Below are 12662 nucleotides of genomic sequence, written 5' to 3' on the forward strand. Positions count from 1 at the left end.
TCGCCTCAACTGCCTCGACCTTTGACTGAGAAAGTTGGAGCGCGTCGCCGAGGACCCCACCCGTCCATCCGCCTTCGGCGGCTGTCCACCCTCCCCTCGAGGTGGAGGGAGTGCCCTACTTCACCAGCCCCTTTTCCTTGTAGTACCGCTCGGCGCCGGGATGCAGCGGCACCGGCATGCCGTCGAGCGCCTTGGCCATGTCGATCGCCTTGGCGGCGGCGTGGGCGGCGGCGAGCTGGTCGAGATTTTCGAACAGCAGCTTGGTCATCTGATAGGCGGTCTCGTCGGAGACGTCGGCATGGGTGATGAGGAAATTACCGACGGCGGCGGTCGCGACATCCTCGGTCTGGCCTTCATAGGTGCCCTTGGGAATGGCTACCGAAAGATAGGGCGAGCCGATCTTGGCGACGTCCTCCGCCGGTACTGCAACAACGTTGATCGGCACGGAGGTGGCGAGGTCGCGGATCGATGCGACGCCGAGGCCGGCCGATTGCAGCGTGGCGTCGAGCTGGCGGTTCTTGATGAGCTCGACCGATTCGGCGAAGGGCAGATACTCGACCCGTCCAAGGTCTTCGTATTTCAGCCCGGCGGCCGCGAAGATGGCGCGGGCGTTGAGCTCGGTGCCGGAGGCCGGCGCGCCGACAGACAGGCTCTTGCCCTTGAGGTCGGCAAGCGTCTTGATGCCGGACTCCTTGCTGGCAACGATCTGGATGTAGTTGGGATAGATGGCGGCGATGCCGCGCAGCTTGTCGAGCTTGCCCGGATAGCCGGCTTCGGTGTTGCCCTCGGCGGCCAGTTTGACGGCATCTCCGAGCGCGAAGGCGATCTCGCCTTTGCCCTGCTGCAGCAGGTTGAGGTTCTCGACCGAAGCTTTCGTCGCCTGCACCTGGGTGCGGGCGCCTTCGATGCCCTTGCCGTAGATTTCCGACAGCGCAACGCCGAGCGGATAATAGACGCCCGACGTGCCGCCAGTCAGCACGTTGATGAATTCCTGCGCCTTGGCCGAAACCGCTCCAATGCCCAGCGACAGCGCCAGCGCGCCGGCGGCAACAAACTTCGTCCTGAAATTGAGCATCTGATTTCCTCCCTGAAATATTTGCCACCGCGCGACCCGCGGCGAGTTTAGACAGCGGGCGGGAAATGCCAACCCGCAATTGCGCCGATTAGACCAACGGTCGATGCCGCTGGACATGCAGGCTTGCGCCAGATGCCATCCGGGCCGAAAGATTTTTGCAGCGCCTGTCGAAACCGGACGAGGACGCGCGACATTGGTTCGGCCGGCAACGAAGCGGCCTTCGAACCACGGGAGAAGACCCATGCGATACATGCTTTTGATCTACAATGACGAAGCCGCAATGGCGAATGCGCCACGCGAGAGCACCGAGCAGACCCTCGCGGCCTACGGTGCTTATACCGAAGCGTTGAAGAAATCAGGCGCATGGTTGGCCGGCGACCGGCTGCGCCCGACCCAGGCGGCCACCTCTGTGCGGATGGCCAACGGCAAGACCAACGTGCTCGACGGGCCGTATGCCGACACCAAGGAGCAGCTTGCCGGCTTCTACATGATCGAGGCGACGGACATCGACACGGCCATCGAATGGGCTGCGCGCTGTCCGGCAGCCAGCACCGGCACGGTCGAGGTGCGACCGATCTGGGAAATGACGGAGTACTTATCTGAGAAATGACCATGTGATGGACAGTCGTCCGGAGATCGCGCGGGCGGCGGCGGAAGCGGCCGCCCGGCAAAGTTACGGCAAGCTGGTCGCCTATCTGGCCGCGCGCATGCGCGACGTGGCCGGCGCCGAGGACGCGCTGGCCGATGCCTTTGCGGCGGCGCTCGAACGCTGGCCGCAAACCGGCGTGCCTGAGAAGCCGGAAGCCTGGCTGCTGGCGGTGGCGCGCAGACGCAGCGTCGACGTGATCCGGCGGCGGCTGACCAGCGAGGCGGGCCGCGACCATCTCAGGCTGATCGCCGAGGAGATCGAGGCCCGCATGGCCGACGAAGACCTGCCCGACGAGCGGCTGCGCCTGATGTTTGCCTGCGCCCATCCGGCGATCGAGGCCGGCGTGCGCGCGCCGCTGATCCTGCAGACCATTTTAGGCTTCGACGCGGCGACGATCGCCTCGGCCTTCCTGGTGTCGCCGGCAACGATGGGTCAGCGCCTGGTGCGCGCCAAAACCCGCATCCGCGAGACCGGCATTCCGTTCCGGGTGCCGGAGCGGGCCGAGCTCGGCGAGCGGCTGGATGCGGTGCTTGAAGCGATCTACGCCGCGTTCGCCGAAGGCTGGTCCGACCCGGCCGGCACCGAAACCCGGCGCCGCAATCTCGCGACCGAGGGCATCTGGCTCGGCCGGCTGGTGGCGTCGTTGATGCCGGATGAGCCGGAAGCGCTCGGCCTGCTGGCGCTGATGCTGTTTGCCGAGGCGCGGCGTGTGGCGCGGCGAAACGCCGCCGGAGACTATGTGCCATTGGCCGAGCAGGAGCTTGCGCTGTGGGACGGCGCCTTGATCGACGAAGCGGAGACGCTGCTCAGGCGCGCCGCGGCCAAGGGCGTCGTCGGTCGCTACCAGCTCGAGGCGGCCGTGCAATCCGCCCATACGACGCGGCGGCTGACCGGCCGGACCGATTGGGTCGCGATCAGACATCTCTACGACGCGCTGTCGGTGATTGCCGCCTCGCCGGTGATTTCGATCAACCGCGCTGTGGCCATTGCCGAGGCCGACGGCGCCGCGGCTGGATTGAGTGCGCTTGATGAGCTTGGCGACGACAAACGGCTGCATGATTATCAGCCTTATTGGGCCGCCCGCGCGGGCCTTCTGGCCAGGCTCGGCAAAACCCGGGAAGCGGCCGCAGCCTATGACCGGGCGATCGGCCTCGAACGCGACCCGGCCGTGCGCCGGTTCCTGCAGGAACGAGGGGCGGGGCTCGGCCGCGCGGAAGCAGACTGAGACAAGGCGATCGGTTCAGGCCGGCCACATGGCGTGGGAGGCGTTCAGCTTCCTCATCAACTGATGCTCCCGCAATTTGGCCCACAGGCGTTCGATGTTCGGCCAGGCGGTGCGGACTTTTCCGACCTCGGGATGCCAGGCCACCAGCATGACGAGATAGATGTCGGCCAGCGAGAGCTGGTCGCCGACCAGCCAGTCGCGGCCTTCGAGGGCAGCATCGAGAATGGCCAAGCCGCGATCCATTTCCGAGATCGCCGCCTGCTTGACCGCGTCCACGCCGCCGGGATCGGCTGTGTAGCGATGAGCATAGAAGAACCGCAGGTCAGCCTGATAGATGACCGACGACATGAACGTCATCCAGCGCAGGAAGTCGGCGCGGTCAGGCGAGTTCGCTGCCGGCGCCAAGTTCGCTTCCGGGTGGCGCTCGGCAAGCAGGATGCAGATCGCCGCCGATTCGGTCATCGAGCTTCCGTCCGGCAAGATCAGGACTGGCACCTGGTTCAAGGGGCTGATGTCGAGGAAGGCCTGGTCGGGCGAGGCGGACTTCGGAACGTCGATCTGGTCGAAAGGCACGCCCGCCAAAGCGAGCGCCGCCTCGACGACAAAGCCGCCGGTATTGGCACGGGTATAGAGCTTGTACATGAAATCCTCCGCCAGCCGGTGCAAGGCCGGCAACGATCTGAACCGGAAGCGCCGCTCCACTCAAGCGAGCGACGGCCGCCACAGGTGTTTTTTCAGCGGTCCAGCGCTGCCATCTGGGTCCTCGGCGCACGGGTTGGAGCCTGTCGCTCCTTAGGTGGACTAGCGCAACTTTCGAGATTAGCTGAAGCCCACTTATCTTCGTCGAGGGACCTAAGCCCCCAGCCCTTCGAACAGGATCGTCGACAGATAGCGCTCGGCGAAGGACGGGATGACCACCACGAGATTCTTGCCATTGTTCTCCGGCCGCGAGCCGACGACGATCGCCGCCTGCAGGGCAGCGCCCGACGAGATGCCGACCGGCACGCCTTCGAGGCGCGCGACGAGCCGCGCATTGGCGACCGAATCCTCGTTGGAGACCTTGACGATCTCGTCATAGATCGTCGTGTCGAGTATCTTCGGCGCGAAGCCGGCGCCGATGCCCTGGATCTTGTGCGGACCGGGCTGGCCGCCCGACAGCACCGGCGAGGCTTCCGGCTCGACGGCGACGACATGCACGGAGGGCTTGCGCTGCTTCAGCACCTGGCCGACGCCGGTGATGGTGCCACCGGTGCCGATGCCGGCCACGAAGATGTCGACCTCGCCATGGGTGTCGTTCCAGATTTCCTCGGCCGTGGTGCGGCGGTGGATCTCCGGGTTGGCCGGATTTTCGAACTGCTGCGGAATAATGGCGTCGGGCAGCGTCGCGGCCAGCTCGTCGGCCTTGGCGATCGCGCCCTTCATGCCTTTCGGCCCTTCGGTCAGCACCAGTTCGGCGCCGAGCAGCGCCAGCATTTTCCTGCGCTCGACCGACATGGTTTCCGGCATCGTCAGGATCAGTTTGTAGCCTTTGGCGGCAGCGGCAAAGGCGAGCGCGATGCCGGTGTTGCCCGAGGTCGGCTCGATCAGCGTCGTCCTGCCGGGTGCAATCCTGCCCGATGCCTCCAGCGCCTCGATCATCGAGACGCCGATGCGGTCCTTGACCGAGGCGATCGGGTTGAAGAATTCGAGCTTGGCCAGCAGATTGGCAACGACGCCCTTTTCATTGGCGAATTTGTCGAGCCGTACCAGCGGCGTGTCGCCGATCGTCTCGGTGATCGAATTGTAGATGCGGCCGCGGCCCGGCGCGTGCGCGGTGGTGGCGGGCTTGTTCATTGGTTTCGCTCCCAAGAGTTAGGCGGGCAAGAGGCAGGCAAACAAGTTTCGACAAGGCAGGATAAAGCGTTCGGCCGCGCAAGATAGTCTGCCGTTTGAAAATATGGAACGCATTCTGAAAACACCCTCGTCCCGGAAAAGCATTCAGGCGTGGCCAAAACTGGCCTATTGCCGGGCGGCGATCGCAGCCGCCGCCCCGACCATGAAGGCGGCGGCGGTGCGGTTCAGCGCCCTCAGCGCGCGCGGCGACTTCAGAAGCCCGCGCGCCTTGGCCGCCAGCGCCAGATAGGGCACCAGCACCACCAGCAACACGACGAGCGTCAGCGCGACGAGGATGCCGTAGTCGGCGAGCGTAATGGTCTTCAGATCGACGATGGTCGGCGTGATGGCGAGATAGAAGATCATCGTCTTCGGATTGCCGAGCGTGACGGCGAGGCCGGCAATAAAGCTCGACACCAGCCCGCCCCTGCCTTTTTTCGCCTCCACCGTTTCGGGCGTGATGCCGCTCGTCCAAAAGCGCCAGCCCAGGAAAGCGAGATAGGCGACGCCCAGCCATTTGATCGCCAGGAAGGCCATGCCGAAGGTCTGCGCGACGAGAGCGAGGCCGAGCACCACGGCGGTGAGGTAGATGAGATCGCCGAGCATCAGCCCAAAGGACATGGCGAGCGCCGAGCGAAAGCCGGACCCAAGCGCACGCGCAATAAGTGCGGTGAGCCCCGGGCCGGGGATGGCAGCGGCGATGCCGAGGGCCGCGCTATAAGCGAGGAATCCGGTCAGGGTCATGGTTTCGGCCTTAGCGCATGACCCCGAAAAAGGGATGGACCTTTAGACTGAGCCTTTTAAGACCGGGGCTTTGTCGCACAAAGGTGGGCAGGCGTGTACTCCCTGATGGACGGTTTCGATTGCACCAGCGCCGCCGGCCAGGCGAACGCGCCGATCAGGACGGGCTTTGCCGTAAGTGACGCGCCGGCAAATCGACAGTATGGTTTTTCGGACTCAGTTTCCGGCTGCGTAGAAATCGTCGTCGAGGCGCTTTTCCAGCGCGACGAGATCGGCCGGCAGCGGCAGGCCCATGGCGCGCATCTCCCTCAGCTTTTCGCGCAGCTGTTCCTGCACTTCATGCTGATCCTCGGGCTGGTTGATCATCTGCTCGAGCAACAGGCTGATCTGGGCTTTGAATGATTCCAGCGCCATTTTTTTCTCCTTGAGGTCCCCGAAAGCGTGTCGCGTTTGAAGGGATTCGTGCGACGCGCTCTGGTTTTGGGCGACATGATTACCGCAGCATGCGGGAAATAAGCTGCGCGGTATAGTCGACCATCGGCACGATGCGTGCGTAGTTCAGCCGGGTCGGGCCGATGACGCCGAGCGCGCCGATGACGCGGGCGTCCTTGTCGCGATAGGGCGCCACCACCAGCGACGAGCCCGACAGCGAAAACAGCTTGTTTTCCGAGCCGATGAAGATGCGCACGCCGGAACCTTGCTCGGCGAGGTCGAGAAGCTGGATCAGCCCGTCCTGCGTCTCCAGATCCTCGAATAAATGCCGCAGCAGCTCGATGTCGGCCTGCGCGGTGACATTTTCCAGCAGGTTGGCGCGGCCGCGCACGATGAGACGCGCCGGCAGGCCGCTCTCGGCGCCCGCCCAGACCGCAAGGCCCTTCTCCACCAGATCCTGCGACAGCGTGTCGAGGGCGGCCTTGGTCTCTTCCTTGATGCGGGCGATCTCGATCCGCGCCTCGGCCAGCGTGCGGCCACGGATGTGGGCATTGAGGAAGTTCGAGGCTTCATGCAATTGCGAGACGGTGATGCCGGCCGGCAGGTCGACGACGCGATTCTCGACGTCGCCGTTCTGCGACACCAGCACGGCCAGCGCCTTGGTCGGCTCGAGTTGGATGAATTCGATGTGCTTGAGCGCCACCTCGTTCTTGGCGGCAAGCACGAGGCCGGCGCCGCGCGACATGCCGGACAGCATCTGGCTAGCCTCGGTGAGCATGTGCTCCAGCGTCGCGCCAGAGCCGGAGGCGCGCACCTGCGCCTCGATGGTGCGGCGCTCCTCGTCGGAGAGATCGCCAAGCTCCATGAAAGCATCGACGAAGAAGCGCAGGCCGGCCTGGGTCGGCAGCCGGCCGGCCGAGATATGCGGCGCATAGATCAGGCCGAGATGCTCGAGATCACTCATCACGTTGCGGATGGTGGCGGGCGACAGCGAAGACGGCAGGATACGCGACAGGCTGCGTGAGCCGACCGGCTCGCCGTCCTTCAGATAGGAATCGACAATGCGCCGAAAGATGTCGCGCGAGCGCATGTCGAGCGACTGGAGTGCGGGCGATTGAAGCGCAGGCGACTGGAGCACTGCCGCCGACTGGGAATTGGGATCGACTGCCTTGGTCATTTCGAGCCAAATACCTCCGGCCCAAAGATATAGACTTCGGCCACGCCGGCGCAACTGGTCCATTTTCCTTTGCGCCTCTCGTCGCGTGCGGCTACAAGCCGGCCACGATTCCGAAAAATAGGATAAAAGCCTGAATGCGCCCTTCTAAACGCCAATTCGACGAAATGCGCGCCATCTCCTTCGAACGCGGCGTCTCCAAGCACGCGGAAGGTTCGTGCCTGGTGAAGTTCGGCGACACGCATGTGCTGTGCACGGCCAGCCTCGAGGAAAAAGTGCCGGGCTGGATGCGCAATTCCGGCAAGGGCTGGGTGACGGCGGAATACGGCATGCTGCCGCGCTCGACCGGCGAGCGCATGCGCCGCGAAGCTTCGGCCGGCAAGCAAGGCGGCCGCACGCTGGAAATCCAGCGGCTGATCGGCCGTTCCCTGCGCGCCGTGGTCGACCTGCAGGCGCTCGGCGAGCAGCAGATCACCGTCGACTGCGATGTGATCCAGGCCGATGGCGGCACGCGCACCGCCTCGATCACCGGCGGCTGGGTGGCGCTCCATGACTGCCTGCGCTGGATGGAAGCCCGGCAGATGGCCAGCGTCGCCAAGGTGCTGAAGGATCATGTCGCGGCTGTCTCCTGCGGCATCCATGACGGCCAGCCGGTCATCGACCTCGACTATCTCGAGGATTCCTCGGCCGGCACCGACGCCAACTTCGTCATGACCGGCAAGGGCGGCATCGTCGAGATCCAGGGCACGGCCGAGGGCGAGCCTTTCTCAGAAGAGCAGTTCACGGCGCTGATGGAATTGGCCAAGAAAGGCATCCAGCGACTGGTCAGCCTGCAACAGATGGCTGTAGCTTAACCCTGTCATGACCCCTTCCGCCATCCTCGAATCAGCCCTCTACGTGACCGACCTCGATGCCGCGGAAGACTTCTATTCCGGCGTGCTCGGGCTCGATCTGCTGGGCAAGGTCGACGGCAGGCATCTTTTCTTCCGTTGCGGGGACGGCGTGCTGCTCGTCTTCAACGCCGAGGCGACCAAGGTGCCGCCGGCGCCCGATGCCAAGCTGAAAGTGCCGCCGCACGGCGCTGTCGGCGACGGCCATCTCTGCTTTGCGGCAAGCGCGGACGAGATCGTGCGCTGGAAAGCCCATCTTGAGCAGAAGAAGATCGCCATCGAGAGCGAGTTCGAATGGCCGCAGGGTGGACGCTCGATCTATATTCGCGACCCCTCCGGCAATTCGATCGAATTCGCCGAGCCAAGAATCTGGGGCATCTGATGCATTCGCTTGATGGACATGAGATCGTCGTCGCCAGCCACAATGCCGGCAAATTACGCGAGTTCGCCGATCTGATGGCGCCATTCGGCATAGAAGCGAAGTCGGCCAAGGAATACGGCCTGCCGGAGCCGGACGAGACCGGCACCACCTTCGAGGAGAACGCCTATCTCAAGGCTTTTGCCGCCGCCAAGGCGACAGGCCTGCCCGCATTGTCGGACGATTCCGGCCTGTGTGTCGATGCTCTGGGCGGGGCGCCCGGCGTCTATACCGCCAATTGGGCCGAGGCGCCGGACGGGTCCCGCGATTTCGGCATGGCGATGCAGCGAGCGGAAGTGGCGTTGCAGGAAGTCGGCGCGGTTGCGCCTGCGCAGCGTAAGGGCCGCTTCGTCGCCGTCATCTGCCTGGCCTTTCCCGACGGCGCGGCCGAATGTTTCCGCGGCGAGGTCGAGGGCACGCTGGTATGGCCGCCGCGCGGCGAACTCGGCTTCGGCTACGACCCGGTGTTCGTGCCGGACGGTTTCGAACAGACCTTCGGCGAGATGACCGCAGAGGAAAAGCATGGCTGGAAGCCCGGCCAGCCGACGGCATTGTCGCACCGCGCCCGCGCCTTCCAGAAATTCGCGCAAGCCAGACTGGATTTGGCACGATCGGCCGTGAAATGACCATGCTGCTCGACCGCAGCCCCGGCTTCGGCGTCTACATCCACTGGCCGTTCTGCGCGGCCAAGTGCCCGTATTGCGACTTCAACAGCCATGTCCGCCACCAGCCGGTCGACCAGGAGCGTTTTGCGCGCGCCTTCGAGACCGAGCTTGCGACGATGCGCCACCGCACCGGACCGCGCGAGGTGACCAGCATTTTCCTCGGCGGCGGCACGCCATCGCTGATGAAGCCGGAAACCGTGGCGACGGTGCTGGACGCCGTGGCGAAGAACTGGACGGTGCCCGCCGGCATCGAGGTGACGCTGGAAGCCAACCCCTCCTCGGTCGAGTCCGTGCGCTTTCGCGGCTACCGGGCGGCAGGCGTCAACCGCGTGTCGCTCGGCGTCCAGGCGCTGAACGACAAGGATCTGCGCTTCCTCGGCCGCTTGCACAATGTCGATGAAGCGCTGCAGGCGATCGGCCTGGCGCGTGAGATCTTTCCGCGGCTGTCCTTCGACCTGATCTACGCACGGCCCGGCCAGACACCTGAGGCGTGGCAGGCGGAGCTCGAACAGGCTATCGGCCGCGCCGCCGACCACCTGTCGCTCTACCAGCTGACCATCGAGGAAGGCACGCCGTTCCACGCGCTGCATGCGGCCAAGAAATTCGCTATTCCCGACAATGACCATGCCGCCGATCTCTATGCGCTGACGCAGGAGATCACCGCCGCACATGGGCTGCCGGCCTACGAGATTTCCAACCACGCCAGATCAGGTGCCGAAAGCCGGCACAATCTCACCTATTGGCGCTATGGCGAATATGTCGGCGTCGGTCCCGGCGCGCATGGCCGCTTCGTCGAGAATGGCCGCCGCGTGGTGACGATCGCCGAAAGAATGCCGGAAACCTGGGCCAATCTGGTCGAGGCCAAGGGCAATGGCGTCACCGGCGGTGAGACCCTGACGCGCTCGGAAGAGGCCGACGAGTTTCTCTTGATGGGGCTTAGGCTGGCCGAGGGCATCGATCTCTCGCGCTACGAAGCGTTTTCCGGGCGCGGCCTGTCGACGGCGCGGCTATCGATGCTGCAGGGCGAGGGGCTGGTGGCGCCGATCGGCAATGCCCGCCTGCGCGCCACCCCGGCCGGCATGATCGTGCTCGACGCCGTGGTGGCGGACCTGGCGCGGTAAAGCATAGGCCAGGAGCTGAACTGTCACAGACAATTTATCGACTCACGCGCGAGCTTGGCCGCGTTGGGTGTAATCCGGGAAACCCAGAGGGCATCTGGGGTGGAAGAACCCGGGAGGCGTTGCGCCGTTTCGCTCGATACTCCGGCGCTGAGATCGACATGGCGAAACCGACAACAATTGCTTTGAAGAAATTGGAAGAAAGCACAGCTCGCGTGTGTCCGGTGGTTGCCCAGCCGAATTCGATAGAAGCACCCCGCCATGCGAACAACCCGAACACCCGGCCACGACCAATAGCGGAACAGAAGCGTGCCGCCGCTACTCCGAGCGCGAGCAGGCCAGCTCGCGTTTGCAGCGCCGGGGCTCGCCGGGGCAGCGGCTTCTGCCGCGATCCAATTACAATTTGCGAGTGATGTGTCGGCAGAGGTTGCCGATCTGGCGTCGCTCAGCGGCCACGAGCCGTGTTGAAGCCGGTGAGAACCGGTAAGCGGCAGCAGAGAGGTATGCTGGCGCTCCCATCTTCCACCTCGTCCTATCGAAACTCAATAATGTAGCCGTGCGAGCTGTTTTGCGGACCCATATCGTCCCACGTGCTCGCCTTGAGGTCGGCCGTGTCCCGGTTGCCGTCCAGATGAGCATAAAACATCGCAAAATCATCACCCTGCTTGTGCTCGTTGGGGTGGTTGGGAAGCCAATTGTTGTAAGTCATTGCCTCGCCGGTCAGCCATCGCCAGCCGCCACGAGGCTCGCGTCCCCCCGGATCCTGCTCAAGGCCGATCCACGGACCCATCTTGTAGGACACATTTCCGTCGAAGCCAGTTTCGAACATCCGGTCATCAGCCTCGAACAGTCCGTAAACAAAGTCGTTCTCCGCCTTTGACGAGATCGACGCCAGATGCGCTTTACACCGCTGGGCAGCAGATTTGGCGGTCTGCCAAGACGAGTGGCGATCGTAAACCGCCACATAGAGGCGGCTCCCAAACTCGCCGTAGATGATTTCTTTGCCCCTGAGGCATTGCGCGGCGCGAATAATGCGCTCATCGGTTTCGAGCCCTTTCAAATCCTCGGGTTCGAAGAGCCGCGCCTCGTCGGCAGATACGACGGAATCCGTGCTCGTGACGCCAACCAGTTCCAGCCTGTTAGCGACGACGCTATTGATATATCCGGTCTCGGTGAGCCCCAGCGCCTTCTGGTATCGAGAGATCGCCCTGCGAGTCTTTTGACCGAAATTCCCGTCCACCGCGCCTATTTCATATCCGAGGTCGGAAAGCGTCAGCTGGATTTCCTTGCGTTGAGACTGCGTCAGCCTCATACGGCTTTCAGCTTCCTGCGGCGACACGAGGCCATCGCCGCCACCTTCGAGCAGGCGCAGCGCAGCGCGCGCGCTGTCGGAGAAAGAGCCGGATTGGTGCTTGGCCAAGTAAAGCTGCCAGCCGCGTGCAGTGGCAATGCGCTCGGCTTTTTCGAAATCTATCTGGGCGAGAAAATCGGATGCGGCGACAGCGGTCGCCGGCGCGCTGGCGTTGAAGTAAAATTCAGCGGCAATGTTCGAGACAATCTGCGGCGATTGGACGTTGTTCGTCTTTATCCGGACATCGCGGATCACACGCTTGAAAGCCGTACCTACCTCTAGCGAAGGGCTGGCCAGATGTTCAACTAAGGCCGTCGTGAAAGGCGAGTTCTCACCGACTCCATCGTAGGCGACCTGGCCAGGCGAAGCGGAGAAGGCGATCATCGTTCCCGAGCCGGTGGAACTCACCGGCGCCAGCCCCTTCAACGCAGCGCCGCGGGTGACGCCTTCGACGCTTGCATTCAGCCGGTCGGCGATCGGATTATTGCGACAGGCATCGACGAAAAGAAGCGAGAGCGAGGCTTTCCGCTCCATAATGCTTATAATGGAATTCAGCGCGATGGCTTCGGCGTCGACATCAAACTCCGACAGCAGCTCGGCATCGAGCCCGAGCAGAAAATTTTCGCCTTTCAGCTGCATCCCGTGGCCAGCGAAGTAGAACAAGGCGGTGTCGGCTGGCCCGATCTTCTTTGAAAAATTAGAGAGTCCTCTCGCGAAACCGGCCCGGTCGACATTGATCAGACTGTCTACCTCGAAGCCGTTTTCCTTCAGGAACGCTGTAAAGGCACGGGCGTCGGCGGCGGCGTTCGCCAACGGCGTTGTCGCCGTGTAGGCAGAATTCCCGACTACCAACGCAAGGCGCTTACCTTCCGCAGCGCTTAGCGGCGCTGAAAGGCCCAGCACCATCAGAAGCAGAAAAAATAGAAATGTCTGAAGATTTCTGAGCCCCATGGCTGCCTCTCTGCCCTAGCAAAGCCTGAGCAGGAAAAGCATTGGTGTCAACATGGGAATAGGTGTTAGGCGTGTGAGCTGCGTTTCGAAAATCCAACTGC

13 protein-coding genes are annotated in these 12662 nt (G+C 63.6%); 6 read left to right on the forward strand and 7 right to left on the reverse strand.

Going from position 1 to position 12662, the window contains the following annotated elements; all coding sequences use genetic code 11:
• Positions 1-115: 115 nt before the first annotated feature.
• A complete protein-coding gene (locus EOA78_RS04025; RefSeq protein WP_127313976.1) occupies positions 116-1075 on the reverse strand; it encodes a TAXI family TRAP transporter solute-binding subunit in 960 nt (319 codons plus the stop codon).
• Positions 1076-1316: 241 nt separating this feature from the next.
• On the opposite strand from EOA78_RS04025, the gene EOA78_RS04030 reads away from it, so the two are divergent.
• Positions 1317-1685 (forward strand): YciI family protein, encoded by a 369-nt coding sequence (locus tag EOA78_RS04030; RefSeq protein ID WP_127313977.1) that lies wholly within the window; start codon positions 1317-1319, stop codon positions 1683-1685.
• A gap of 7 nt (positions 1686-1692) precedes the next feature.
• A complete protein-coding gene (locus tag EOA78_RS04035; RefSeq protein ID WP_127313978.1) occupies positions 1693-2949 on the forward strand; it encodes an RNA polymerase sigma factor in 1257 nt (418 codons plus the stop codon).
• A 15-nt stretch (positions 2950-2964) separates the two neighbouring features.
• On the opposite strand, the gene EOA78_RS04040 is transcribed toward EOA78_RS04035, so the two are convergent.
• The 5 genes from EOA78_RS04040 to hrcA all read right to left on the reverse strand — a co-directional run bounded on the left by EOA78_RS04040 (position 2965) and on the right by hrcA (position 7084).
• The gene (locus tag EOA78_RS04040; protein WP_127313979.1) at positions 2965-3591 is read right to left on the reverse strand and encodes a glutathione S-transferase family protein; all 627 of its coding nucleotides are present in this window, start codon (positions 3589-3591) and stop codon (positions 2965-2967) included.
• Between the two features lie 210 nt (positions 3592-3801).
• A complete protein-coding gene (gene cysK, locus EOA78_RS04045; protein ID WP_127313980.1) occupies positions 3802-4782 on the reverse strand; it encodes a cysteine synthase A in 981 nt (326 codons plus the stop codon).
• Positions 4783-4947: 165 nt separating this feature from the next.
• Positions 4948-5565, reverse strand: a complete 618-nt coding sequence (locus tag EOA78_RS04050) for a LysE family translocator (protein WP_127313981.1) — start codon at positions 5563-5565, stop codon at positions 4948-4950.
• A gap of 213 nt (positions 5566-5778) precedes the next feature.
• Positions 5779-5976 (reverse strand): hypothetical protein, encoded by a 198-nt coding sequence (locus EOA78_RS04055; protein WP_029347942.1) that lies wholly within the window; start codon positions 5974-5976, stop codon positions 5779-5781.
• Between the two features lie 79 nt (positions 5977-6055).
• Positions 6056-7084: a heat-inducible transcriptional repressor HrcA gene (hrcA, locus tag EOA78_RS04060; RefSeq protein ID WP_245477395.1), complete on the reverse strand. Its 1029-nt coding sequence runs from the start codon at positions 7082-7084 to the stop codon at positions 6056-6058.
• A 221-nt stretch (positions 7085-7305) separates the two neighbouring features.
• Here hrcA and rph point away from each other — a divergent pair, with 221 nt between their 5' ends.
• Genes rph through hemW form a run of 4 tightly spaced genes read left to right on the forward strand, consistent with a single transcriptional unit; the run spans position 7306 to position 10262 of the window.
• Positions 7306-8022, forward strand: a complete 717-nt coding sequence (gene rph, locus EOA78_RS04065; RefSeq protein ID WP_127208646.1) for a ribonuclease PH — start codon at positions 7306-7308, stop codon at positions 8020-8022.
• A 7-nt stretch (positions 8023-8029) separates the two neighbouring features.
• The gene (locus EOA78_RS04070; protein ID WP_127208645.1) at positions 8030-8440 is read left to right on the forward strand and encodes a VOC family protein; all 411 of its coding nucleotides are present in this window, start codon (positions 8030-8032) and stop codon (positions 8438-8440) included.
• Complete coding sequence (gene rdgB / locus EOA78_RS04075; RefSeq protein WP_127313983.1) at positions 8440-9102, forward strand: RdgB/HAM1 family non-canonical purine NTP pyrophosphatase; 663 nt, start codon at positions 8440-8442, stop codon at positions 9100-9102. Before EOA78_RS04070 ends, rdgB begins: the two co-directional genes overlap by 1 nt.
• Entirely contained in the window at positions 9099-10262 is a 1164-nt protein-coding gene (gene hemW / locus EOA78_RS04080) for a radical SAM family heme chaperone HemW (RefSeq protein ID WP_127313984.1), read from the forward strand. Before rdgB ends, hemW begins: the two co-directional genes overlap by 4 nt.
• A gap of 529 nt (positions 10263-10791) precedes the next feature.
• On the opposite strand, the gene EOA78_RS04085 is transcribed toward hemW, so the two are convergent.
• Complete coding sequence (locus EOA78_RS04085; RefSeq protein WP_127313985.1) at positions 10792-12561, reverse strand: caspase family protein; 1770 nt, start codon at positions 12559-12561, stop codon at positions 10792-10794.
• Between the last annotated feature and the right edge of the window lie 101 nt (positions 12562-12662).

Origin of the sequence: Mesorhizobium sp. M5C.F.Cr.IN.023.01.1.1 (assembly GCF_003997585.1) — a bacterium.
GTDB lineage: Bacteria > Pseudomonadota > Alphaproteobacteria > Rhizobiales > Rhizobiaceae > Mesorhizobium > Mesorhizobium wenxiniae.